The organism is Cupriavidus sp. DF5525, assembly GCF_040149425.2.
GTDB classification, from domain to species: domain Bacteria; phylum Pseudomonadota; class Gammaproteobacteria; order Burkholderiales; family Burkholderiaceae; genus Cupriavidus; species Cupriavidus pickettii_A.
Map to the genome: position 1 here is coordinate 1917069 of NZ_CP168265.1, position 24537 is coordinate 1941605.

At 63.3% G+C, this 24537-nt stretch carries 23 protein-coding genes and 2 pseudogenes; 14 read left to right on the forward strand and 11 right to left on the reverse strand.

The genetic code is table 11. From position 1 onward, the window contains the following. Positions 1-5 precede the first annotated feature (5 nt). The 3 genes from ABNX08_RS09090 to ABNX08_RS09100 all read left to right on the forward strand — a co-directional run bounded on the left by ABNX08_RS09090 (position 6) and on the right by ABNX08_RS09100 (position 3564). Positions 6-782 carry a hypothetical protein gene (locus tag ABNX08_RS09090; RefSeq protein ID WP_022534877.1) on the forward strand — a complete coding sequence of 259 codons (777 nt, stop codon included), beginning with the start codon at positions 6-8 and terminating at the stop codon, positions 780-782. 33 nt (positions 783-815) lie between these two features. After that, the gene (locus ABNX08_RS09095; protein ID WP_022534878.1) at positions 816-1796 is read left to right on the forward strand and encodes a tripartite tricarboxylate transporter substrate binding protein; all 981 of its coding nucleotides are present in this window, start codon (positions 816-818) and stop codon (positions 1794-1796) included. A gap of 73 nt (positions 1797-1869) precedes the next feature. Beyond that, positions 1870-3564: a sigma-54-dependent Fis family transcriptional regulator gene (locus tag ABNX08_RS09100; RefSeq protein WP_022534879.1), complete on the forward strand. Its 1695-nt coding sequence runs from the start codon at positions 1870-1872 to the stop codon at positions 3562-3564. Between the two features lie 43 nt (positions 3565-3607). Here ABNX08_RS09100 and ABNX08_RS09105 read toward each other — a convergent pair whose 3' ends face one another. Next, the gene (locus tag ABNX08_RS09105) at positions 3608-4966 is read right to left on the reverse strand and encodes an MmgE/PrpD family protein (protein WP_022534880.1); all 1359 of its coding nucleotides are present in this window, start codon (positions 4964-4966) and stop codon (positions 3608-3610) included. A 235-nt stretch (positions 4967-5201) separates the two neighbouring features. Here ABNX08_RS09105 and ABNX08_RS09110 point away from each other — a divergent pair, with 235 nt between their 5' ends. From ABNX08_RS09110 to ABNX08_RS09145, 8 genes are all read left to right on the forward strand, one after another. Next, complete coding sequence (locus ABNX08_RS09110) at positions 5202-6584, forward strand: MmgE/PrpD family protein (RefSeq protein ID WP_022534881.1); 1383 nt, start codon at positions 5202-5204, stop codon at positions 6582-6584. Between the two features lie 2 nt (positions 6585-6586). Beyond that, complete coding sequence (locus ABNX08_RS09115; RefSeq protein ID WP_022534882.1) at positions 6587-7945, forward strand: MmgE/PrpD family protein; 1359 nt, start codon at positions 6587-6589, stop codon at positions 7943-7945. A gap of 398 nt (positions 7946-8343) precedes the next feature. Continuing rightward, positions 8344-9534 carry an acyl-CoA dehydrogenase family protein gene (locus ABNX08_RS09120; protein WP_022534883.1) on the forward strand — a complete coding sequence of 397 codons (1191 nt, stop codon included), beginning with the start codon at positions 8344-8346 and terminating at the stop codon, positions 9532-9534. 14 nt (positions 9535-9548) lie between these two features. Then, positions 9549-10025, forward strand: coding sequence for a MaoC/PaaZ C-terminal domain-containing protein (locus tag ABNX08_RS09125; RefSeq protein ID WP_022534884.1), 477 nt, complete (start codon positions 9549-9551; stop codon positions 10023-10025). A gap of 25 nt (positions 10026-10050) precedes the next feature. Further along, a complete protein-coding gene (locus tag ABNX08_RS09130; RefSeq protein ID WP_041681028.1) occupies positions 10051-10464 on the forward strand; it encodes a Zn-ribbon domain-containing OB-fold protein in 414 nt (137 codons plus the stop codon). Beyond that, a complete protein-coding gene (locus ABNX08_RS09135) occupies positions 10461-11639 on the forward strand; it encodes a thiolase (RefSeq protein ID WP_022534886.1) in 1179 nt (392 codons plus the stop codon). The genes ABNX08_RS09130 and ABNX08_RS09135 overlap by 4 nt, the downstream gene beginning before the upstream one ends. Before the next feature lie 34 nt (positions 11640-11673). Continuing rightward, positions 11674-12144 (forward strand): MaoC/PaaZ C-terminal domain-containing protein, encoded by a 471-nt coding sequence (locus ABNX08_RS09140; protein WP_022534887.1) that lies wholly within the window; start codon positions 11674-11676, stop codon positions 12142-12144. 146 nt (positions 12145-12290) lie between these two features. After that, positions 12291-13175, forward strand: coding sequence for an alpha/beta fold hydrolase (locus ABNX08_RS09145; protein ID WP_022534888.1), 885 nt, complete (start codon positions 12291-12293; stop codon positions 13173-13175). Between the two features lie 139 nt (positions 13176-13314). Here ABNX08_RS09145 and ABNX08_RS09150 read toward each other — a convergent pair whose 3' ends face one another. From ABNX08_RS09150 to ABNX08_RS09160, 3 genes are all read right to left on the reverse strand, one after another. Next, positions 13315-14148, reverse strand: coding sequence for an SDR family NAD(P)-dependent oxidoreductase (locus ABNX08_RS09150; protein ID WP_349606042.1), 834 nt, complete (start codon positions 14146-14148; stop codon positions 13315-13317). Next, a complete protein-coding gene (locus tag ABNX08_RS09155; RefSeq protein ID WP_349606041.1) occupies positions 14145-15407 on the reverse strand; it encodes a CoA transferase in 1263 nt (420 codons plus the stop codon). The genes ABNX08_RS09150 and ABNX08_RS09155 overlap by 4 nt, the downstream gene beginning before the upstream one ends. A gap of 169 nt (positions 15408-15576) precedes the next feature. Then, on the reverse strand, positions 15577-16671 hold the full coding sequence (locus ABNX08_RS09160) for a porin (protein WP_022534891.1): 1095 nt from the start codon (positions 16669-16671) through the stop codon (positions 15577-15579). A 214-nt stretch (positions 16672-16885) separates the two neighbouring features. On the opposite strand from ABNX08_RS09160, the gene ABNX08_RS09165 reads away from it, so the two are divergent. The 3 genes from ABNX08_RS09165 (at position 16886) to ABNX08_RS09175 (ending at position 18658) form a co-directional block, all read left to right on the forward strand. Continuing rightward, positions 16886-17116, forward strand: coding sequence for a hypothetical protein (locus ABNX08_RS09165; protein ID WP_349606038.1), 231 nt, complete (start codon positions 16886-16888; stop codon positions 17114-17116). 213 nt (positions 17117-17329) lie between these two features. Then, positions 17330-18295 carry a tripartite tricarboxylate transporter substrate binding protein gene (locus ABNX08_RS09170; protein ID WP_022534892.1) on the forward strand — a complete coding sequence of 322 codons (966 nt, stop codon included), beginning with the start codon at positions 17330-17332 and terminating at the stop codon, positions 18293-18295. A gap of 144 nt (positions 18296-18439) precedes the next feature. Beyond that, on the forward strand, positions 18440-18658 hold the full coding sequence (locus ABNX08_RS09175) for a hypothetical protein (RefSeq protein ID WP_022534893.1): 219 nt from the start codon (positions 18440-18442) through the stop codon (positions 18656-18658). Between the two features lie 94 nt (positions 18659-18752). Here ABNX08_RS09175 and ABNX08_RS09180 read toward each other — a convergent pair whose 3' ends face one another. The 7 genes and pseudogenes from ABNX08_RS09180 to ABNX08_RS09210 all read right to left on the reverse strand — a co-directional run bounded on the left by ABNX08_RS09180 (position 18753) and on the right by ABNX08_RS09210 (position 24473). Then, positions 18753-19373 carry a hemerythrin domain-containing protein gene (locus ABNX08_RS09180; protein ID WP_349606037.1) on the reverse strand — a complete coding sequence of 207 codons (621 nt, stop codon included), beginning with the start codon at positions 19371-19373 and terminating at the stop codon, positions 18753-18755. A gap of 142 nt (positions 19374-19515) precedes the next feature. Further along, positions 19516-19896 (reverse strand): annotated as a pseudogene (locus ABNX08_RS09185) (hypothetical protein); the annotation flags it as partial. 144 nt (positions 19897-20040) lie between these two features. Beyond that, positions 20041-20421 (reverse strand): VOC family protein, encoded by a 381-nt coding sequence (locus tag ABNX08_RS09190; protein ID WP_022534896.1) that lies wholly within the window; start codon positions 20419-20421, stop codon positions 20041-20043. 159 nt (positions 20422-20580) lie between these two features. Beyond that, positions 20581-21420, reverse strand: a pseudogene (gene fghA / locus ABNX08_RS09195) (S-formylglutathione hydrolase); the annotation flags it as partial. A gap of 10 nt (positions 21421-21430) precedes the next feature. Next, positions 21431-22537, reverse strand: a complete 1107-nt coding sequence (locus ABNX08_RS09200) for an S-(hydroxymethyl)glutathione dehydrogenase/class III alcohol dehydrogenase (RefSeq protein ID WP_022534898.1) — start codon at positions 22535-22537, stop codon at positions 21431-21433. 35 nt (positions 22538-22572) lie between these two features. Continuing rightward, complete coding sequence (locus tag ABNX08_RS09205; protein WP_022534899.1) at positions 22573-23295, reverse strand: enoyl-CoA hydratase/isomerase family protein; 723 nt, start codon at positions 23293-23295, stop codon at positions 22573-22575. Continuing rightward, on the reverse strand, positions 23292-24473 hold the full coding sequence (locus tag ABNX08_RS09210; RefSeq protein ID WP_022534900.1) for a CaiB/BaiF CoA-transferase family protein: 1182 nt from the start codon (positions 24471-24473) through the stop codon (positions 23292-23294). Before ABNX08_RS09210 ends, ABNX08_RS09205 begins: the two co-directional genes overlap by 4 nt. Between the last annotated feature and the right edge of the window lie 64 nt (positions 24474-24537).

Here is a 24537-nt window from a genome sequence, read left to right on the forward strand (position 1 = left end):
CCGCCATGCCAACACCGGTCAGTGATTGCTGTGCGAACCTTCGACGCGTGTGTCATGCCTCGCGGGAAAATCATCCCGGGCAGGTGATGTTGAGCGGCCTTGGCACCGGGATCGCCCGCATCGGGAATCTTCAATTCCCGTTTCCAATCAGGATAGACGTCGAGACCGGAGCATGCGAGTTGTTGATGCGACGTTTTACCAGGACGCTGCGTAGCGGACAGGCTCGTGTGGTGCCGCCTCTGGAAGAACTTTCGCTGACCTTGCTGCATCGCGCCACGCTGACGCTGGCAATCGTTCCCCAATCTGAGACCTGTGCCCTGCCATCCGGTCGATGCCGCGGCAACGAGTCGTTGCACTTAGAGGCGGACGACCTGCGGCAGCGAAGGCCCGCAACCGCGGGAATAGCCTTGGCCGTGTTCACCGCCCCGCACCACGACTGGGGGCTTTCGTCGGCGGCGGCGTGGCTCGGCATGCCCGACCGCAGGTGGCTCTCGCGCAAGCTTCTGCAGGAGTGTTCGAGCCTTCGCCAATTGGTCAGGACGCAACGCCTCTCGCGCTTTCTGTTCGACCTGCTGTCTTCGGCGCCGCTGTGTTCTGCCGCGCGCTACGGATTCGCGGACCAGTGTGGTCTGGAGAATGCGGTGTATGACCAGTTTGGCATCTCGGTCGCGGCGCTCTCCAGGCTTTCATCCGTCGGACACGAGGGAAGCGTGGTTAGTTTCGCTTACCGTGTGGCGGAGAAAATCGAACTCGACGCATCGGAGTGCCATGCCCTAGCATGACATCCACATAAGAGAAAACAGGAGACAAACGAGATGAACAGGCGTCAATTTGTCCGGGTTGCCGGCGGCGTGTCGTTGGCGGTCGTGGGTGGCGGAGCGAGCGCGAAATCGACGCTTTATCCCGCCAAGCCCATCCGCCTGGTCGTCAGTAGCGTGGCCGGCGCTTTGCTGGACTCCGCCAGCCGCCTGTATGCCGACCGGATGTCCCAATACCTGAAGCAGCCGGTGGTGGTGGAGAACATGCCGGGCGCCAGTTCGATGCTGGGCGCCCGCTATGTCGCCCGGGCCGCGGCGGATGGCTATACCCTGCTCGCGTTCGCCAATACCGTGGTCACGATGCCTCATCTGGTCAAAGGTGCCGGTTACGATTTCGACAAAGACTTCATTGCCGTCGGGGAAATGGCGCGTTCGCCGGGGCTGCTCGTGGTCGGAGGGCGGTCGCCGTTCAGGACGCTGGCGGATCTTGTCAAGGCCGCGAAGAGCAAACCAGGGGAGGTCACATTCGGTTCCGCGGGGCAAGGCAGCACGTCGCACCTGCCGGTGGAATTGTTCGTGAAAAGCGCCGGCATTCGTCTGACGCATGTTCCCTACAAGGGGGTCGCTGCTGTCGTCCCCGACGTGATCTCCGGGCGTGTGACCTGCATGATGGGGACCGGGACCTCGCTGGTTGGCTCGATCCAGGCGGGCTCGCTGCGGGCCCTTGCCATCTCCTCCGATACCCGATCCGCCAAATTCCCCAACGTTCCTACCTTCAATGAACTGGGCTATCCGGAAGCCACATACAGCATCTTCGTCGGGCTCGCCGCGCCGGCCGGAATTCCCGAGACCGTGCGGGCCAGGCTGGCGGATGCCATGGAGGCTGCCCGTTCCGATGAAACGCTGCGAGCCCGCCTCGCGGCGCTGGATCAGGAGATCTCCGAAGTCCGGACACCGGCGAAATTTCAGGAGTTCCTGCTGGCGGAGGAAAGACGGACCATCAAGTTGATCAAGGACGCCAATATCCAGCCGGAATGACATGGCGAAGCGCGGTCTGGCAAGTCGACCGGCGGCCCGGCCGGTGCTGAAGCGACCCCTCACGGTGTAGAAGATGAAGCGTGAACCAGAAGGAATTCTCGTCCTGGACGAGCATGGGAGTCCCACGTTTTCGAGCGGCCTGGGCCAGGACGCGCGGATCTCGCAATCGCTGTGCCGGCTCTGGCAGAACCGTACGCGGGTGCCCCTCAGGCGCCTGTTGGCCCTGACGGATCTGGACCGTCCGATGACGGTCGCGACCATCCCCACGCGGGATGCCGCTTGCTTTCTGGTCTTCGATGCGCAAGAGGCGGACGAATTCAGCGAATTCCTGGCCAGTGTCGACTCGGCGGAGGACATCCTCCGTCATTTCATCACCGATCCCTACAAGGCGATGGTGGTCGTCGACGCGGACGGAAAGATCAGCTATATGAGTCCGGTCCATGAGCGCTTCTTCGGCCTGCGCCACGGCGAAGCGATCGGCAAGCATGTGACAGCCGTGGTCGAGAATACGAGGCTGCACGAGGTCGTCGCGACCGGGAAGGGGCAGGTCGCTCAATTGCAGGAGATGAACGGCGTCACGCGTATCGTCTCACGGCTGCCCGTGCTCGATCGCAGGAAGCGCGTGGTTGCGGCGATCGGGCAGGTGATGTTCAAGGGGCCGGAGTCCATCCGGCGACTGACCGGCGAGCTGGCCCAGGCGAAGCAGGAACTGGACTTCTATCGGCGCGAACTCTCCGGCATCCGTAACCGGACGTACGGGCTGGAGCAGATCGTTGGCAGCAGCGACTCGGTGCGCAAGCTCAAGGACGACATTCTGCGTCTGGCACCGCTCGACGTGCCGGTGTTGCTGGCAGGTGAAAGCGGGACCGGCAAGGAAATGGTCGCTCATGCCATCCATATGCTGAGTCCGCGCAACGACAAGCCGCTGGTCCTGGTCAACGCTGCGGCGATGCCGCCGAATCTCGTCGAGAGCGAGCTGTTTGGCTACGAGCCGGGCGCCTTCACCGGAGCGGACCGGAAGGGCAGAAATGGCAAGTTCGAGGCCGCCGATACCGGCACGCTGTTCCTGGACGAGATCGGCGACATGCCGGTCGACATGCAGGTCAAGCTCCTGCGCGTGCTCCAGGACGGCAGGTTCGAGCGGATCGGCGGCGACCGTGCGCGGCACTCGGACTTCCGGCTTATCTCGGCCAGCAACCGCGACTTCAGGTCCATGATCGCCGACTCGAGCTTTCGGCTGGACCTGTTCTATCGCATCAGCGCGGTCACCTTGCGCCTGCCTCCCCTGCGCGAGCGCCTCGAGGATATCCCCGAGCTTGCGGATACCTTCCTGGAGGCATTTTCCGTGCGACACGGCACGCCGAAGAAATCCATCTCGGAGTCTGCCATCGGCTTTCTGCAGTCTCGCGCGTGGCCGGGCAACATCCGCCAGCTCCAGCATGCGATCGAGCGGGCGGCGATCTTCTGTGACAAGCCCATGCTCTCCATCAAGGACTTCGGCACGCTCGACGGTATCGACCGGCCGCTAAACAGCCTTCAGGCCGGTGGCTCAACGTCCGGCACCGAAGCTGGCAGCGGCGAGATCCGCGAGGCCACGGAGCGGGTGGCAACCGAGATGATCCTCGCGGCGATGCAGCGCACGGGCGGAAACAAGACGCGCGTCGCGGAGCAACTGGGCATCTCGCGCTCCTACCTCTACAAGCGACTCAGCATGATGGAGCCCGCGCGCAACGGTGAGTCGGCGTCGCGCCAGGCCGGCATCAAATGACGTGCCCCCGGGGCGGCCGGGCTATCGGCCACTCCGGGACCCCTCAGGCGAGCAGTTGCAGCACGGACGAGAACGGCCTGCCATCGCGCAGTCCGTGGACCGCCGCGATGAGTGCATCCGCATCGACGCGCGAGCGGCCGAAATCCAGACAATCCAGCACCTTGTCGCGCAGTTGCGCGGCCGACATGCGCTTCTCCGGGCTGCCGCCGACGTGCTCGGTACTGATCGCCAGCCGCTCGCCATTGGAGAGTTCCACGTCAAATGCGACCGGCACCATGCCCAGGAATGGCAGCCCCTCGTCCGCTTCGATCGTGATGCGCTCGCCTGCGAAGGCGCCCACGCGCTCGTCGCGGATCGCCGTCGCGGTGAAATCGCCGATCCGTACGGCGCCGCGTTCGAGGCCGACTGCCACGGTGTAGGCGATACTGAACTGCGCATCGACGACGCCGGCCGAGCGGTGGTCGAACTTACGCCCCACCATGTTCACGGCCTGGCTGCTCACGCGGATCTGGATATGCCTGACATCGCCGAGGCGCAAGCCCTGCGCGTGCAATTGCAGCGCCAGGTCGATCGGCGCGTGGGTGAAGCGGCACGCCGGATAGGGCTTCAGGCTCAGGTCCACCGGCAGATCGCAGCGCTCGATGTCCGCGCGGACAGCGTCGAAGTCGAACTTGCCGTCCTGGTACAGATTGACGAAGCCGGCCTTGCCTTCAAAGACGTTGCGCGGCCCGTCGATGCCAGCCTGGGCGAGCGCTGCGGACATGACCACGTTCTTTACCATCTGCGCCGGCTGGAAACGCTTGGCGAGGCTGCCGTCGACAATGGATTGCAGGCTGCCGGCGGTTTGCGTGAGCTGGTGGCCGAGCGCATTCACGGTGGTCTCGGCATCCCAGCGCCGCAGTCGCGCGATCGCAAGCACGGCACCGACCGAGCCGCTGATCACGCTGTAGTTCCAGCCGCGCGAGCCCTTGGGGCCGCCGGCACGGCCAATGCGCATCGCGCCGTCGACGCCGACGGCCAGCGCGGTGAGAAAGTCGCGGCCGTCGCAGCAGGCGCGGGCTTCCTCGACATCGGCGATCAGCCCAGGCAGCACCATGCCGTTGGCGTGCAGCGGCACCTTGTCGTCGGTGTCGTCATAGTCGAGAGCGTGCATGCTGACTGCGTTGAGGAACGCGGCGAAGGGCGCGCTGGTGCGGCCGAAGCCGCCCCAGACCGAGCACTCGCCGGTGCCCCAGTGCGCGAGCGCGCCGCGCGCCTCGGCCAATCCGGGAGCGTGCACGCCAGCCAGGGCGCAGGCGAGGCTGTCGACGAGGCCGTCGACGGTGGCGTCGACAACTTCGTCGCGGAGTTTGTCGTATTCGCGGCTGATGGCATTCGAGGCGAGCAGATAGGCGATATCCATGGTGGCATAGGTCAGGTTGGAACGCGTCGAGTATCGGTCGGCGGAACGCGGGGAGCCAGTCGCTTTTGTTCGCTGCCAGCGTAAGTCGGCCTTACGTTGTGCGATGGCCCGACGGTGCGGGTCGTGCTGGTTAGATTTCGCTACGCTCGCTCAAATTAATCTGACTCGACATGCCGCGGCGCGGCCTTTGACAATACGAGAACACCACCCGTTGCCTTTCCCGGAGATCTTCTCGATGACACAAGCCGCCGACCTTTCCCGCGATTTCGCCAACTCTATCGCGAACGCCCGCTATGGCAATCTGCCGCCCGAAGCCGTGGAGGGTGCGAAGAAGAGCATCCTGGATACGCTCGGCGTGATTCTGGCGGCGACCGGGGTGGAGCCGGCGGTAAAGGGGGTGAACGCGATGGTGCGCGAGGCCGGCGGCGCGGAGCAGAGTACGCTGCTCGGTTTCGGGGGGCGAGCACCGGCGGTCTGGGCGGCCTTCCACAACGGAGCGATGGCGCATTGCCTTGACTTCGACGACCACGCTCCCGAAGGCCACCACCCCAGCAGTTCGATCGTGCCCGCTGCGTTGGCGTTGGCGGAGCGCGCCGGTGGTATCTCGGGGCGCGACCTCATCGCCGCGGTCGCCGCCGGCCAGGACATGTTCCTGCGCATGCGCCGCAACGTCGCCAACCGGCAGGACTGGCATCTGACGACGGTGATCGGCGTCTATTCCGCGACGGCGACCGCGGCCCACGTGCTGGGGCTCAAGCCGGAGCAGATCGTCAGCGCGTTCGGCATTGCGGGTATGCAGTGCTGCGGCACGATGGAGCTGGCTTATGGCGTTGGCAGCGACCTTCGTGGCATGTATGCGGGGTTTACGACCAAAGGTGCCGTGCTCGCCGCGCTGATGGCGGAACAGGGTGTGAGCGGCGTCAAGAGCATGTTCGAGGGCAAGGCCGGGTTCTTCAATGTGTACTTCCGCGGGGAATACGACCGCGAGAAGATGCTGCAGGGCCTGGGCGAGACGTACGACGGCGGGTCGATTCTCTACAAGCCGTGGCCGTCCTGCGGCGCTTCGCACGGCTTTATCCATGCCACGCTGACGCTGATGAAGGAGCACAAGCTCACCATCGGCGATATCGAGCAGATCCGCGTGAACGTCGGCGACTTCCAGAAGCAGCTGTGCGAGCCGATCGAGAGCCGCCGGCGCCCGGCTACGCCGGCGGATGCCAAGTTCAGCATCCCCTACTGTGTGGCCGTCGCCGCGACCAAGGGGCAGGTGAAGGTGGCCGATTTCTTCGGCGACGCACTGAACGACCCGCACGTGCTGGCGGCAGCGCAGAAGGTCGTGCCGGTGGTCGACGACAGTTTCAACTGGAAGAGCATGCTTCCCAAGGGCCGGCTCGACATCGTCACGCGTGACGGCCGCACGCTGTCGCGGGTAGGTGAGAACGTCCCTGGCGACGAGGAATGTCCGATGAGCTGGGAGTACCTCTACGAAAAATTCCGCGACAGCGCCGCGCTGGCGGCGGTAGCGCCTTCAGCCGAGGGGATCCGCAAGGCCCAGGAAATGGTGCGGCATCTGGAGGCACTGGACGATGCCACCGAAGTGCTTCGCGTGTTGGCTTGACCATGGACGCAACCACGCTTCGCATCGCACGCTATGTGGCGGCGGCTGATTTCGACAAGCTGCCGGAAAGCGCCATACACGAATGCCAACGCCGCGTCATCGACAGCGTGGCGTGCGCGGCCGCCGCTCATGGCGAGCCGTTCTGCGCCACTATGCGGACGTTCGCCGCGCGCTACGCCGGAACGCCCGGCGCGCGAATCTGGGGGGCCGGCGCGCGCACCTCGATCGAAATGGCGGCATTCGCCAACGGCACGATGCTGCGCTACCTGGACTACAGCGACACGCATCTCGGCAGGAGCAACGGGCACCCGAGCGACATGATCGGTGGGCTCATCGCGGTGGCCGAAGCCTTCGGGCTGAGCGGCAAGGACCTTGTCACCGCGATCGTCGTCGCCTACGAGGTCTATTGCGGCCTGTGTGACGGCGCGGCGCTCGCTGCGCGCGGCATCGACCAGGGAACGTGCGCGGCGGCGGGTGCCGCCGCAGGTGCGGCGCGGCTGCTGGGCCTCGGCGAAAAGCAGGCCGGCGAGGCGCTGTCGATAGCGCTGTCCTCCGCTCTCCAGCTCTACAACGTGCGCACCGGCGATCTGTCCGACTGGAAGGGTTGCGCCGGTCCGAACGGCGCGCGCAACGGCGTCTTCGCCGCGCTGCTGGCGCGCGAAGGTGTATCCGGTCCTACCGCGGTCGTGGAGGGCAAGGGCGGCATGCGGGACGTCGTCGGTGAACTTGACTGGCAGGTCGGAGCGGGCGGGCCGCCGCGCATCGTCGGCACACACCTCAAGCTCCACCCCGTCTGCTATCACGGCCAGGCGGCCGTCGACGCGGCGCTGGCCTTACGAGATAGGGTGTCCATCACGGACATCGCGTCGATCGAAGTCGAAACTTACGAGGCGGCCTTCCGCGCGATGGGTGCCGACCCGACCCGCTGGGCCCCAACCAATCGCGAAACCGCCGATCACAGCCTGCCCTATGCGATTGCCGTGGCCTTGCTGAACGGCCGGCTGACTTCTGCCGACTACGAGCAGGAGCGGCTCGGCGATGCGGGGACGAGACGCTTGATGGAATGCATTGGGGTCTGCAGCTCCCCCAAACTCACCCTGGAATTCCCGGCGCACTCGCGCAGTCGCATCACGATCCGTGACAAGGGTGGTGCCACGTACAGCTACTTGCAGACCGACCCCAAGGGCAGCGCAGCGAATCCGCTCACCGACGCTGAGCTGGAGTCGAAGTTCATCGATCTGTACGGTCCGTGGGGCAATCCGTCGAAAGCCCGTCGGTTGTTGGACATGCTGTGGTCGGTCGAGCGTCTCGGCAGCGTTGCGCTGCTGGTCGATGCCCTCTGCGAGACGGCGGTCCCATAGGCGTACGGCGTTGCCGCGCTTCCCGCCGTGACCAGGGATATGGCGACGGACGCTGCCTGAGCGCGAGTGGCGCGCGCGTGCCCACGCGGCCTTCCACTGTCCGCGCTCGCCACGCCTGCCGCCGCATGACCCGGCGGCCGGCGTGAATCCCATCTCCAAATTCGCCCCTTCCCGGCTGTCCCATCCGCACGGCCGGATAGCGTTCGCCTTGCTCCATGCACCCGCGTTCATCATCAAAGCTCCCGCGAGGCAGGTAGCTGTCCTTATCGGATTCGCGCGCGACCCGGCGTTAGGAAAAGTTACCGTGGTCGGCAAAAAAAGCGACTCGACTATTGTTCCCGCCAACTCGAAACTTGACCTCACAGCATGAGCGCTGCAGTCAAACCAAGGAAACCAACATGTCCGCTATCCCGACCTCCTTTGAACAGAACTCCTCCCACGGCGTCACGCTGGATGACGTGCTCCAGGCCACGCAAGCCGTCACGCGGAACTTCGGCGACGAGTACTTCGCCAAGCTCGACAAGGAAGAGGCATTCCCGCACGACTACATCAAGGCGCTGATGGATGCCAAGCTGCATACGGTGATGATTCCCGAGCAGTACGGCGGCATGGGACTCGGCCTGCGCGAAGCGTGCGTCATCGTCGAGGAAATGCACCGCTCGGGCGGCGTCGGCTCCATGATCCACGGCCAGATGTTCATGATGGGCATTCTTGCCCGCCACGGCACGGACGAGCAGAAGCGCAAGATTCTCGAGGAAGTGTGCGCGGGCCGCACGCGTCTGCAGTCCTTCTCGCTGACCGAGCCGAACGCGGGCACCGATACCGCGAAGCTGCAGACCAAGGCGTGGCGCGAGGGCAATGAATGGGTCATCAAGGGGCAGAAGCTCTGGACCTCGCGCTTTGACTACACCGACGCGTTCATGGTGTTCGCGCGCACCAGCGCGCCGAAGGACCCGGCCAAGCCGCACCAGGGAATCTCGGCCTTCCTGGTCGACAAGCGCCAGGTCGATCCCAGGCAGTACACCAGCCGCAAGATCGACGTGATGTTCAACCATCACACCTTCGAAGTCTTCTACGACAATATGCGCGTGCCCGAGACTTCGCTGATCGGCGAGGAGGGTAAGGGCTTCAAGTACCTGCTCGACGGTCTGAACGCCGAGCGCATCATCATTGCTTCCGAGGCGATTGGCGACGGCCGCTGGTTCGTGGACAAGGCGGTCAACTACGCCAAGGAGCGCGTGCTGTTCGGCAAGCCGATCGGCGCCAACCAGGGCGTGCAGTTTCCCATCGCGCTTGGCTACGCGCATCTGGAAGCGGCGGACGCTTTGCGCTGGAAGGCGGCAGAGAAATTCGACCGCCGCGAGTCGTGTGGCGGCGAAGCCAACATTGCCAAGATGCTCGCCTCAGACGCCTCGTGGGAACTCGCCAACGTCTGCATGCAGACGCACGGCGGATTCGGCCTGGCCCGCGAATACCACATCGAGCGGCGCTTCCGCGACACCCGCGTGTTCCAGATCGCACCGATCTCACCAAACATGGTCCTGAACTACGTCAGCCAGCACGTTCTCGGCCTGCCGCGTTCCTACTAAGCCAGGAGAGCAAGATGAACGAAGGACTCTATTTCGAGGACTACACGGCGGACTGGACCTACGAGTCCAAGGGGGTGCCCGTCACCGAGGAAGGTATCGCCGGATTCGTCGACCTGCACCGGTTCCATACGCCGACCTTCATGGACCGAAGCTATGTCGAATCGACCAGGGAGTATGGCGCGCGCATGGCACCCGGCCTGCACGTACTCAGCCTGGCAGAGGGCGCGATCCTGCAGGCGGGGCTGACGCGGCGCCGCGGCATCTTCCTGATGGAACTGACGCCGAAGTTCGTGAAGCCCGTCTTCGCTGGCGACGCGATCAAGGTTCACGTGCGGTTGGAGTCCAGGCGCCTGACCAGCAAGCCGGACCGGGGCGTGGTCACGACTGCGCACGAGGTGAAGAACCAACGGGGCGAGATCGTGATGACGTATGACTCGACGCGGATGATCCGCACCCGCGCCTACGTCGAGACGGCCGCCACCGCGAACTGACAACAGGAGAACGTCCGTGCAAGCAATGTTACCGAAGCCGGTGGCCAACGCCGACTCGCAGACCTACTGGAACGCCGCCCGCGAGCGGCGTCTCATGATCCGCAAGTGCAATGCCTGCGGTCAGCTCCACTTCATGCCACGGTACTTGTGCCCGGCGTGCTGGTCCGACAACCTCGCCTGGATTGATGCCAGCGGCACCGGGCATGTGCATAGCTTCAGCGTGATCCGGCGTGCCTCGGATCCGGCTTTTGCCTCACTTGTGCCCTACGTGATAGCGCTGATCGAGCTTGACGAGGGTGTGCGCATGATGGCCAACATCCTCGGCGACGACGCCCTTGACGTCGCGATAGGGGACCCGGTGAAGCTCACGTTCGAGGATCGCGGCGACGGCGCCATGCTCCCCCAGTATGAACGGATTGCCGCGCGGAGCATGCGATGAAGAAGCCTGCATCCCTGAAGAACAAGGTCGCAATCGTCGGTGTCGGCGAATCCGAGATCGGGCGTGTGCCGCATATGTCGGGGCTCGGTCTGAACGCGCAGGCCGCCAGGCGCGCGCTCGACGACGCCGGACTGAAGGTGTCCGACATCGATGGATTGCTGACGGCCTATTCGTTCACCGAGCCGTACTTCATGCTCGGCTCGGTGCTGTGCGAGTACCTGGGCTTGAAGCCTCATTTCAATGCCTCGATGGTGGTCGGTGGCGGAAGTCCGGCGGTCATGCTCAAGCATGCCGCAGACGCAATCGCCGCCGGCCAGGCCGAGACCATCCTGGTCTGCGCCGGCGAGAACCGAGCGACCGGACAGTCGCGAGACGCCACCGTCAGCACGTTGCTCGCGGTGGGACATCCTTACTTTGAGCAGCCCTACGGCGGCTCGATTCCGGGCTACTACGCGATGATCGCCCGGCGGCACATGCACGTGTATGGCACGACGCGGGAACAAATGGCCCAGGTCGCCGTGCAGGCACGCAAGCATGCGCTGCTGCATCCGAACGCACATATGAAGAAGGCGATAGAACTGGAGGAGGTCCTGGACGCGAAGCCGATTGCCGATCCACTAGGCATGCTCGATTGCTGCCTGATCTCCGATGCGGGTGGCGCGTTTATCGTCACCTCGGCCGAGCGTGCGCGTGACCTCAAGTGCAAGCCGGTGTATCTGCAGGGCATTGGCGAATACCACACGCATGAGCACCTGATGTGCGCGCCCAGCCTGACCGAGTTCGGCGCCACGGAATCCGGGCGGATCGCATATGACATGGCAGGGCTCGGGCCGGGCGACATCGATGTCGCGCAGCTGTATGACTGCTTCACGATTGTGCCGATCCTCGAGCTGGAGGAACTGGGCTTCGTGAAGGCCGGAGAGGGCGGCGCGTTCTTCGCGGAGGGGCATGCGGGCCTTGGCGGCAAGCTGCCGGTCAACACGCACGGAGGCATGCTGTCGCATGCGCACGCTGGCGCCGCGGGCGGGTTGTTCGGCATCGTCGAAGCGGTGCGCCAGCTGCGCGGCGGCCTGGGCGCGCGCCAGGTGAATGGCGCCGAAGTCGCACTCGTCCACAACGAGGGCGGCATCCTGTCCTCGCATTGCACCGTCATTCTCGCCAACGACCGGGGCTGAGGCCCTGGTCCCGACAAATTAATAAAGGATTGCCATGACCATTGCTTCCACGCCGCGCGGCAAGTATTTTGAAGACTTCGAGGTCGGACAGGAGTTCATCAGCCCGGCACGTACGATCACGCTCACGGACATCGTCAACTTCGCTTGCCTGTCAGGTGACTTCAACGAAGTCCACACGAACTTTGAATACTGCAAGACCACTTCCTTCGGCGAACCCATTGCCCACGGCCCGCTGGTGTATGCCGTGATGGCTGGCCTGCAATATGCGAGCGGGATCAACGACGGCACGTTGCTTGCCTTGCTGCAGAATGACCTATGGCGGATGCTGTTGCCGGTCAAGCACGGCGACACCATCCGCGCTCGCGTCAGCGTGCTCGAGAAGAAGGAGACGAGCAGGCCGGATCGCGGCGTGGTCGTGGTCCGGCGAGAAGTCATCAAGCAGGACGAAAGCGTCGCGCAGGAGATGCGGACGACCTTCCTGTACCGTCGTCGGCCCAAAGCCTGACGGCTGCCAATCTACCATTCCGGCCTGCAGCCCGATGCGGGATACCGGCTTGTTGGGCTCCGCTGCAACGCTGCACCGGGGCCCGCGTGCCTGGCTCGACCGGCTCCGCTCGCAGCGGCGCGTTGGCTGCCATGATCATCACAGCAATGAAACCCTACACCCGACTTCCCGGCACTCCGGTGCCCCTGCACAAATGGGCCGGCGACGGCGGACTCCGGCTTGCCGGCGATTCATGGGGCGATCCGCAGGGACCGCTGGTGCTGTTGCTCCACGGGGTGGGACAGACGCGGCATGCGTGGCGCGCGACGGGCAGGATGCTGGGTGCTGCCGGCTACCACGCGGTGGCGTTTGACGCGCGCGGCCACGGTGACTCGGACTGGGCAGCGGATGGCGATTACTCCCGCGACGCCATGATTCGTGACTTGAAGAGCCTCGTCGCGGTACTTGGAAAGCGGCCAGCGCTGGTAGGCGCGTCGATGGGCGGCGCCACCAGCCTGATCGGCGTTGGTGAAGGGCGCATCGATGCCAGCGCACTGATCCTCGTGGACATTGCACCGCGCACGGAGTCTTCCGGCGTGGCGAAGGTAAAGTCTTTTATGCGCGGCACGAGCGAAGGCTTTGGTACGCTCGAGGAAGCCGCCGATGCCATTCACGCTTATCGCCCGCGCGCCCAGGGGGCACGGGTACCAAACGGACTCGCCAAGAACCTCCGGCTGGCTACGGACGGCAGATACCATTGGCACTGGGATCCCCGGCTTATGGAAAGGGAGCGCGAAAGCGACGAACGACGCATCGAGGCGGCGCGCCACCTCGAACTGCCGACGCTGCTGGTGCGCGGTGGCCGGTCGGACGTCGTCAGCGAGGAGGGGGCACGCGACTTCCTGTGTCTGTGTCCGCGAGCGGAGTTCGTGAACATCGCCGGAGCCGGCCACATGGTCTCGGGCGATCGCAACGACGTCTTCGGGCATGCGGCGCTCACGTTCCTGCGGCGTGCCGTGCCGCCCGCCAGCCAGGCAGTACCAAAGGCGTGAACGGCGCGCCGTTGGAAACCGGAGGGCGTGCAGATACCTGGGAACGCGGATGAAGGCCTGCGTTGCGCGTACTCATGGTTTCGCTGCTGAATTCCTCGCGAGCGGCAGGTCTGCCGCCCTCGAGGATCGACTCCTTGCATCAGGAGTAAGTTGCCCCGCCAGTCGCGCTCAGCGTCGCTCCGGTGATGTGACTCGCGGCACCCGACACGAGGAAAGTAGCCACCGACGCAATCTCATAGGGCTTCGCGAGGCCAAACGGCGCCTGCGAAGCGATCTTGTCGAACACCTTCTGCCGGATCGCCGTGAGTTCGCCGCCGGCAAATCGTTCATACACGGGCGTGTCCTCGACCAGCGTGACGCAAAGGGTATTGACGCGCACCTGCGAGCGTGAGAGCTCCTTTGCCATGACCTTGGCGGCCATGATGAGCCCGCCGGAGTGGATGGCCACCGTCGTCTGTCCGGGCGTCGGAAAGCGACCGCCTTCGGACGTGACGAACAGAATGGACCCGCTCCCGCGTTCGGTCATGTGCGGCACGACCGCATGTACCGGGTTGAGCTTGATGCGAACCGTCCTGGCGACCTGGTCCGCGATGGCGTTCGGCTCGACCTGGCCGATCACGCCTTGTGCGGCGGGCGGAGCGCCGGCGCTGGCTACGAGGATGTCCACCTTGCCGAACGCGTCGACCACGTGATTGGCCAGACCCATTGCCTGTCCGGCGTCCTCGATGTCGGCCGCAACAAAGGCACCTTGTCCGCCCGATGACTGGATGGATTCGATCAAGGCCGCGCCGGCGGCCTGGTTGCGGCCGGTCGCGACGACGAACACGCCTTCCTGTGCCAGTCGGATCGCGATGGCCTTGCCCAATCCAGCCGTCGCGCCTGTGACGATGGCGACCTTTTTCTGCTGGTTATCCGCTCGTTGTGTCATATCGGCCTTTTGATAAGTGGTTGCATGCCTGCCGACAAGAATCATCTAGAGGATTCACTGGAGGCACGGGATGACTTCGCAGCCCCGAAGGCGCCCGCCGATTCCAGCCGCGCAATCTCAGCGGAACAGAGGCCGAGTTCCTTTTCCAGCACCGCAACGCGATGCTCGCCAAGTCGCGGCAGGCGCAATTGTTCCTGCCCGGTGCGGAAGCGGGACGGATCGGCCGGCAGGCGAAGGGTGCCGCCCAGGCCGTCGTCGACTTCCTGCAGCGCGCCACGCTGGCGCAGATACTCGTCATTGAGCACCTCGTTCATGCTGAGCACTGCCGCAACGGGGACATCGGCCTCGTTCAGCTTTGTTGTGATCTCCGCGCGCGTATGTGCGCGGGTAAAAGTCTCCGTGATGGCATTTACCTCGTCGTGGCGCTTCGCGCGCTCAACGTAAGTCGCGTAGCGATCGTCGGTTCCCAGCTCGGGACGTCCCATCGCAACGCAAAGGCGGCGCCAGAAATCGTCGCGATTGACGCCGATGTTGATGAAGCCGTCCGATGCGGGGAACGCGCCGTATGGCACGCCGTGAAAATCGTTGGAGCCGGCGAACGCGGACAGGGCGGCGTCGGCAATCTGCACACGTGCCAGTGCCACCGAAACCATGGGAAGCGTGCATTCGATCAGGCCAAGGTCGAGGATTCGGCCCATGCCGTGACGCTCCTGATTGCGCAACGCCAGCAGAATCGCCCCATGCGCGGTCATGCCGGCGAGGATGTCGCCGAGCGCGAACCCGCACCAAACGGGATTGCCAGCATGGTCGCGTGTCAGACCGGTGGCACCGGTCATGGCTTCGGCCACGAGGGCGAGGCCGGCACGATCTGCAAATTCGCCAGCATCCTCCATCCCGAATCCCGAAATGCAGGCGATCACGAGCCGTGGATAGCGCTTATGCAGAGTCTCCGGATGAATGCCAAGTCGCTCCAGCGCTGCGGCGCGCATATTGGTGATGAGCACGTTTGCGGATTCCAGCAGGCAGTGCACGACCTTCAATCCTTCAGCGTTCTTCAGATCGAGCGCAATGCTTTGCTTGCCCCGGTTGAGTGCGCCGTAATGGGCCGAGACGGTGTGACCGTGCGCGTCCTCGCGCAGAGGAGCGCGCGATCGGGACAGTTCGCCGCCGGGGGGCTCCACCTTGATCACCTGTGCACCTTCTTCGGCGAGGAGTTGGCCGCAATACGGGCCAGCGATGAGATGCGTCAGCTCGATGACCTTGATGCCTTGCAGCGGCGGTGGCATGGATTTATCGTGGTTCATGTCTGGGACCTGGAAAGAAAGGGGTAAGGGCAGTTTCGTGGCTGCCCAGTTTGGTGTCGAGTTGGAAATCTTGGGGGGATTGGTAAGACGCGCTAACCGCCCGGAGCGCAGAGGCGGGGCTGCGGACGGCGGTCAAGCGAGAGCTGACGGCATTGCGCCGCCAGCCCGGTCAGAACTTGTGGCGCAAACCGATGACGGTGCCGAACTGGTTGGCCCCGCCCATGACCGTGCCGAAGCCAACGCTGCCCGCGCCGAGGCCGAGAGACGACCCGTTGCGGTTCTTCGTATAGCCAATCGTGAGGTAGGCGTCGGTGCGCTTTGAGAAAGCGTAGTCAGCCGATGCCACGAAAAGCCAGGGATCGGCGTTGGTACCTGCGAAGTCCTGGTAGTAAGCCCCGGCATTGAGCGTCAGCGACGCTACCGCCTGCCAACGCGCCCCGGCCCACCAGAGATTGGAGCGTTGGGTTGCCTGACCAACGGGTGCTCCTGGCAACAGTGCGCCGTCGTACGCCTTCGCCCAACGGTAGCCCGTATAGATCGTGACGCTTCCGACGGAGTAGGTTCCGGCAACGACCGCCCGCCGCGTGGTTGCGTCCGGCGTGGAGGTCGTGGTGCCGGTGTTGATTTCGTCATACGCCGTAGCGAGGCTAAAGCCTCCGGAAGAGTAGGTCAGATTGCCGCCGAACTCGCGTCCGATCTTTGCTTCCCCCGGGATTTCGCTCCCATTGACCCTGGTGCTGTCCGAACCAAAGCTGTACATCGCCGATGCCTTGAGACCGCCGAACTGACCAACATATTTGGCAGTGTTATCGGCGCGCGATGCCAGCGCGATGTCCTGCACAAGCAAGGAGTATCTCGGAGCGAGACCGATTGGGTCGATCTCCCCTGCGATATCGAAGAGTGGGTTGTTTTGCCTGCCCAGCAGAAATGTTCCCCACCGTCCCCGCAGGCCCACATATGCGCTCCGCCCGAAAAGTCGTCCCCCTTGCGCGGAGCGCGCAGTATCGGATTCGAAGCCACTTTCGAGGACAAACAGAGCCTTCAGGTTGCTGCCCAGGTCCTCAATGCCGCGCAGCCCCCAACGTGAGCCCGAGAGGTTACCTGGCGTCATGCGAACGACGTCATGTCCGCCATTGGGCTGATGGTTGGCGTACTCAATGCCAGCATCTACCACACCATATAGCGTAATGTTGGATTGACCGTAGGCAGCGGAAGAGCAGATCACTGCGGCGGATACGGCCGACAGCTTCAGTCGGGACATCATTCTTTCTCCTGTGTTTATGTGGCTTATCGTCTCGACGAGGAATATTTCATTCCGTTTTGATTCGGCATATGCGTTCTGCATGGCGACTCGGAGGCCCGTCGATGTCATCATCACGCCGCGGCATCAGGTGTCTGCGAGACACGTACACCGATGTGCCAGGCGTCAGCCTGCGAAAGTTCCTTCAGCCGGCGCAGTGGCTTCAACAGCAAGTGCCATGCCTGAGATTGATCAAGACAGAGTGGGAGGCTGCGATTCGGCCATGCGCAGCGTGGCTCCGGATGAAGGCGCGCTTGCGCTGCCTGCTGATGCGATGTCGAAGCGGTGTCTTTCCTGTGTTTATGAAAGACGGATTGTTGGTGTGGGCGACAGTAAGGCCGCAATGTCAGATTGGCTTATTCATGGCAAGCGCGCTTCCGTGTCGCCCTTGCACAGCGAACAAAAATGATCGCCTAAACGGTGGACGCCCCCGTCAGAGGTTTGACGGTTAGCGCAGCTTACAGGCTGGGCTAGAAAAGACGACGCGACAAAGGTTAGCCCTATCGCCAAGAATCAATAAAACGCAACTGACCCGAAACGCTGGATTGCGTTCGCGATTGGCGCCAATACCACCAGCTATGCTGGAGATCACCGCGAGTGATCCTTCGTAAAGGAATATCCGATGCGACTATCAATCTCTGGCCCGATGCTGCTGGCCTCGCTGATTGCCTTGCCCATTGCTGGAGCGAATGCGAAGGAGGAGGGGCGCCCTCCGCTAAGGCTTGTCGTGCCATACGCGGCCGGAGGCACGACTGACTACGTCGCCCGGCTTCTGCAGAAGCCGCTTGGCGAACTATTGAACCAGCCGGTCATCGTGGAAAACAAGCCTGGCGCGGCCGGGGCGATCGGTACGGACTACGTTGCGAAGGCTTCGGCTGATGGAAACACCATCCTGTTCGGCAACCAGGGACCGAACGCGATCGTTCCATCCCTGAGAAGAACGCCTTACGATGCGCTGCGGGACCTTCAACCGCTAACGACAATCGCCTTCATGCCATTGGTATTGATGGTATCGGCAGAGAAGGGTCCCAAAACGCTAAAGGCTTTTATGGAGCAAGCGCGTCAGCCGGATGCTAGCGTCAACTACGGTTCATCAGGGATTGGCTCGCTTGCGCACCTGACGGGAGTCGAGTTTTCCCGCCTCGGCAAGCTTGACATGACGCACATTCCTTATCAGGGCGGATCGCTGGTCGCCAGAGGCTTGCTTCAGGGAGACATCCAGTGCAGCTTCGTGAGCGCGATTGAATCTGTAGCACTGGTGCAATCGGGAAAGATGCGATTCCTCGGCGTAGCGGCACGCCAGCGCATGGCCTCGCTACCCGAGGTCCCGGCGATTGCCGAAGATTTGCCGAGATTTGAAAGCGTCTTGTGGTTTGCGGCGTTCGCGCCCAGAGGCACCAGCGACGTCGATGCGAGGCGGCTTCGCGGCGCCCTGGTCAAGGCGGTAGAGCGTCCGGAGTTCCGCAAGTACCTTGCGGACCATCACGCGGAAGCCAGGGCCAGTACACCGGAAGAACTGACGCAGCTTATCCGGAAGGACATGGCGCATTGGGGCGGCGTGGCCCGTACGGCCAAGATTCCCATGTAATGCCGGAGGAGGTCGAATCCTTTCCGGAGTTATTTCCCGACGCAACGGACGCTGACGTAAATCGAAGCAATCTACACTTCACGGCTACCGACGTGGGCGGACGAACGCATATCCGACCCGATCTGCGGCAACCTGGCCGTCAATATGCTGCTGGGCCCCGCGGGGCTGCCTGCCGACATCGTCAACAGCCTCGCCACGCTGGTGCGGCAGTCGGTCACGGAATCGGAGGCCGTCAGGAATGTGCGGGAGCAGCTTGGCAGCCAAGACACGCCATTGACCGGCGAAGCCCTGCAGCGCTTCATCGCGCGCACGGGGTCGATCTATCAGGCCATGATCAGGACGGTAGGGCTCAAAATGGAATGATGGCCGCGCTGAAACCGGGCGCGCTCATGGCGCGTACCGGTCCACGGCAAAAGTTCTGGGCCGAGGCCCGGCAGTGCCGCGAAACGACCGACGTTCAGTGCATGGACGCGTTCGCTTCGCTGTCGATCTGCTTGCGCAAGGTTGCAAAGCGCTTCTCCACATTGGCGCCAAATAGGGGATCGGCACTGGCCCAATCGATCGCGGCGACCTCCGCCCAGTCCGCTTCGGTCAGGAACCGGGCGGCACGCGGCATGACCTGTTTCTCCTCGGTGGACAGATGGTTACGGTAGTACACCAGGTACATGGCCGCGGCCGCTTCCAGTGCCGTTCGCGAAGTGACCACTTCGCTCTGGGCTTCGCGCAGGCGATTGAGCAATTCCGCGCCGACCGTGGCGATCACGCGATGTTCCTGCAGTAACCGGCTGATGATGATCCGTGTGCCGGGATCCCGTTCCACGAGCAGCGCGTAGGCAACATCCTCGCGGGGATGGTGCACGCAATCGCCATAGTTGCGCATGTAATGGATGATCGTGGCCATCAGGCCGTAGTCTGGCTGCTCGCCCTGATGGAAAGTGCTGACCTGCTGTTCTAGCAGGTCGAGCAGTGAGGCGAAATGGACATGGTCGGTATGCCAGGCGGCAAGCGGTGACGGGCTGGGGGAGGAAAGCGCGTCGGAAGGTGAAGTCGGCAGCGAGGTGACGAGCGGGGTGGCCATGGCGCCCTCCTGGGAAGCTGGGCAAGCAGATCGTTGAGTCCGATGCGAATTGGGACTCGCGGGGCTCTCATTGACACAGTAGTTGCCCTGCACGATTTGCGTCTGACGCAGATCAAAGCGGCGCCACCTTTCAGGATCATGTGCAGCGGGCCGCGTGCAGCCTTTCCCGGCCTATCTCAGTCCGCATCGCCGTGACGGTGTCTTTGTCCGTCTCAGGCAGGTCGTGGCTCGGATAGCGGGTGATGCGCGCCTGGGTCGGGGCGCGCCGGCGGCGGGCGAGGGCGAGCGGGTTGCCGGCCAGGTAGCCCGCCTCGGTCACCCAGGCGAACAGGGCGTTCAGGATCCGCAACGCAGCGTGCCTCCGTTGCCCGCATGTACCCAGGGTGCTACCGGTGATTCATGAGCGGTGGGGTTCGAACAGCGCGTTCAGGATCACCATGGCCTGGCGCACGCTACCGGGCGATAGCGGCCCGGCAAACGGGCGCCAGTCAGGATGGCTGGGAGACGACGGCCGCTCCCCGCTACAAGATCCTCCACGCCAGCGAGGCTTGTCACACAAAGTGCGGAAGACCCAATTTACATCGCCGCTCCGTGGCGACCAAAGACAGACGGCAAAGCCCACTCATCGCTCTGAACGTACCGCTCAGAGCGATGACACACTTATAGGTTACGCTGGATCGAAACAATAGGTACAAATCTTGTTGCCATCGGGGTCCCGCACATATGCCGCGTATGAGGTGGGGGTGAAGTTCCGGGGACCTGGCGCACCTTCATCCCGGGCGCCCAGGCTGATTGCGGCTTCATGGAAGGCATGGACCGCTGAGCGATTGGGGGCGGAAAAGCTAATGGTCCCACCGTTGGCATACGTGGATGGCAGGCCGTTCCCCGGCTTGGTGACCATGAATTCCGGGCTGTCTACACCCCATAGCGAGGCCGTGTCCAGATTCATGACGCGGCTGATGCCAAGTGCACCGAGAACGCCATCATAGAATGCGCGAGCACGCTCCAGGTCGTTGGTGCCTACAACAATATGGGAAAAGATTGCCATGTTCAAACTCCTTTGTGGGTAGAAAAAGAGTGGACACAATGCGCTATCAAGCATCAGTTGCCGCGCATTGGTCGGGTGTCGCTAAGCCGGCATCAACGTGTCCCGAACTTGAGCATTCCAACTAGCAGCGCTGGTCAACAACGGGCGGCGGCATCCATTCAGGATGCTTCCATGGAAACGTACGTGATCCTCGATGAATGAAGCGATGAAGTAATAGCCATGGTCGTAGCCTTCATGTCGCCGGAGAATGAGTAACTGACCAATAGCGGCACAAGCCTCTGCAAACGCGTCGGGGAGAAGTTGTTCGTGGAGAAATTGATCCGATAGTCCTTGATCAATCAGGATTCCGTCCACGAAGGGAGGGTGAATCTGCTTCAGCATCAGCGAGGTGGCATCATGATCCGCCCAAACGCTTTTGGTATCGCCGAGGTAGCCGGTGAAAGCCTTCTGGCCCCACGGGCAGCGCGAGGGCGCGGCGATCGGCGCAAACGCGGACACCGAACAGAAACGCTGCGGATGGCGCTGTGCCAGCACCAGCGCGCCGTGCCCGCCCATGGAATGCCCGAAGATGCCGACGCGGCTGGCATCGCCAGGCAGCGCAGTGGTGACCAGCCCGAACAACTCCTCCGCAACGTAGCTCTCCATGCGCCAGTGGTTGCTCCAAGGCGCCTCGGTGGCGTCGAGGTAGAAGCCGGCACCCACGCCGAAGTCCCAAGCATCGGCCTCACCCGGCACACCCGCGCCGCGCGGGCTGGTGTCGGGCGCCACCAGCATCAGCCCGTGCTCGGCGGCAAAGCGCTGCGCGCCGGCCTTGATCATGACAGTCTCTTCGGTGCAGGTCAGCCCGGCCAGGTAGAACAGCACCGGCACCTTGGCGCCGCCCTGCGCCTGCGGCGGCAGAAACACCGAGAATTTCATCGGCAAGCCGATGATGGCGGAGTCATGCCGGTAGAAGCGCTGCACACCGCCGTGGCAGCCGTGTTGCGAGATCAGTTCCATGGCGAGCGCCTCAGTACAGCACCACCGAGCGGATCGACTCGCCGCGCTTCATCAGGTCGAAGCCTTCGTTGATGCGCTCCAGCGGCAGCGTGTGCGTGATCAAGTCGTCGATATTGAGCTTGCCCTCCATGTACCAGTCGACGATCTTCGGCACGTCGGTGCGGCCGCGCGCGCCACCGAAGGCCGAGCCTTTCCACTCGCGGCCCGTTACCAGCTGGAACGGGCGCGTCGAGATCTCGGCGCCGGCCTCGGCCACGCCGATGATGATCGACTTGCCCCAGCCCTTGTGGCAGCACTCCAGCGCCTGGCGCATGACCTGCGTGTTGCCGATGCATTCGAATGAGTAGTCCGCGCCGCCGTCGGTCAGCTGGATGATGTGGTCGACGACGTTCTCCACTTCCTTCGGGTTGACGAAATGTGTCATGCCGAACTTGCGCGCCATCGCCTCGCGCGCCGGGTTCAGGTCCACGCCGATGATCTTGTCGGCGCCGACCATTTTCGCGGCCTGGATCACGTTCAGGCCGATGCCGCCCAGGCCGAACACCACCACGTTGGCACCGACCTCCACCTTGGCGGTGAACAGCACCGCGCCCACGCCGGTGGTCACGCCGCAGCCGATGTAGCAGACCTTGTCGAAGGGCGCATCCGGGCGGATCTTGGCCAGCGCGATCTCCGGCACCACGATGTGGTTGGCGAAGGTCGAGGTACCCATGTAGTGGAAGATCGGCTTGCCGTCGATCGAGAAGCGCGAGGTGCCGTCCGGCATCAGGCCCTTGCCCTGCGTGGCGCGGATCGCCTGGCACAGGTTGGTCTTGCGCGACAGGCAGAACTTGCACTGGCGACATTCCGGCGTGTACAGGGGAATCACATGGTCGCCCGGCTTCAGCGAGGTCACGCCGGGGCCGACGTCGGTGACGATGCCGGCGCCTTCATGCCCCAGGATCGCCGGAAAGATGCCTTCCGGATCGGCGCCTGACAGCGTGTAGTAATCGGTATGGCAGATGCCGGTGGCCTTCATTTCCACCAGCACTTCCCCGGCGCGCGGACCGTCCAGGTCCACGTCTTCGATGGTCAGCGGGGCACCGGCTTCCCAGGCGATTGCAGCTTTCGTCTTCATAGTAGGCGCGTCTATAGTGTCAAAGTGAGTAAGGTCTATCGGCCGAGGTATTGCTCGATGCGTTGCCGCAGCCCGGGTTCCGCTGCGGACCGAACCAATGCCGCCATGTCGACATCCGCTGTCGGTGGATGTACCGCGGCGTAAAGGCTCTCCTGCGCCCGTGGGGAAAGCATGGTGGCGTCCTTGAGGTCACGCGCGAAGAGAGCAGTCCAGTCATCCTGCTCGGTCACGCGGGAGACCAGATCAATCTGGTTCGCTTCATCGGCGGGAATTTCACGAACAGTCTGCAGGATTTCGCGCGCCCGTTCGTTGCCGACAAGCGCGGCGAAGCGGCGCGTTCCAAGCACCAGATCAAACAAGAGACCGGGCATGCGGAATTTTGTGTCTGACGTGGCATAGCGCCGCTTGCATGCCGCGAACAGATCGACCCCGGCTCCGAAGTTCCTCCCGTGTGCGTACGCTACCGTCATACAGGGCGAGTACGCGATCAATTGCAGCAGCGTTTCGATCCTGACCAGGCGAAGGAGAAGGCTCGCGTCTGTTTCCTGGTCGAGACTGCCGAGGTCAAAGCCTGCGCAGAAGTTGCGCCCCATGCCACGAAAGGCGATGAGCCTGACAGCGTCATCGGTGTGGGCCTGTCGGATCGCCTGGACCAATGCTTCGACAAGTTCTGGAGACAAGGCATTCAGCTTGTCGGGCCGATTCAGCGTGAGCGTAACGGAATCACCGTCCCGATTCACGATCAGATTCTCATTCATTGCACGAACTCCTCATTGGATTCTTGGCTTGCGCCAAGGATTTCCATGTTGTGCTCCCCTAATGCCGGGGGAGCACTGCGGATCGGCAGGTTGTTTCCGGACAGGCGAATCGGCGAGGCAAAGGTACGAGTCTCCACACCATTGGGCAGCGTGAGGAGCTGGACCCATTGCATGTGTTTCACCTGTTCGTCGGCTAGCACGTCGGAGTAGTTGTTGATCGGCGCGCATGGCACCCCGGCAGCCCTGAATCGCATGAGCCAGGTCTCCGCGTCCTCCCGAATGAACTCGGTTTCCAGCAGCTCGCGCAGTTCAACCTGATGCTTGGCCCGAAGCGCCGGACTAGTGAAGCGGCTGTCGACCAACATCTCGTCGCGCGCCATGACGCCACATACCGCGCGCCACAGCGCATTGTTGCCGGCTGCCATGCCAAAGTAGCCATCGCGGCAGGCGAAGACCTGATACGGCGCATTGCGCGGGTGGGCGCTTCCCAGCTTGACCGGATCGCGGCCACTGCCAAAGAATTCGGAAGTCTGCAGGGCAGCAATGCCAAGCGTGGCACCGAGCATTGAGATATCAACGTGCGTGCCCTTGCAGGTTGCGCTTGCCTGTTGTAGCGCGCAGATGGCGGAAAACGCGGCGTAGAGCCCGGCGGAAAAATCGGCGATCGGCACGCCGCACTTCACGGGCGGGCCGCCTGCCTCGCCTGTCACGCTCATGATGCCGCTCATGGCCTGCAGGGTCAGATCGAAGCCGCCTTCGCTGGCCCGTGGGCCAGTCTGGCCGTAGGCGGAAATTGAACAGTAGACCAGTTGCGGATTTCTTTCACGTACGGCTTCGTACCCCAGCCCCAACCGATCCATGACGCCGGGCCGGTTGTTTTCAATCAGGATATCTGCTGTGTCTATCAGATCAAGGGCCCTCGCCAAATCCTCAGTTTTCTTTAGATCTAGTGTGACCGACCGCTTGTTCCGATTCAGAGAGGCGAAGTTTTCGCTGTAGCCGGCCGAGATGGGCGGCCAACTCCGCAACGTATCCCCGGTTTCCGGATGTTCAATCTTGATGACGTCAGCCCCCATGTCCGCCAGCAACATGGCGCAGTAGGGGCCCGCAGCCACATTGCAGATCTCGATTACCCGGACGCCTTGCAGGGGGAGGGCGTGTTGTATTGGATTGGTCATCGTGAGTGCCTGGAATTGATTGGAAAGTGGGGCCGGCGGAAGCAGGGGTGATTCCGCCGGGAGA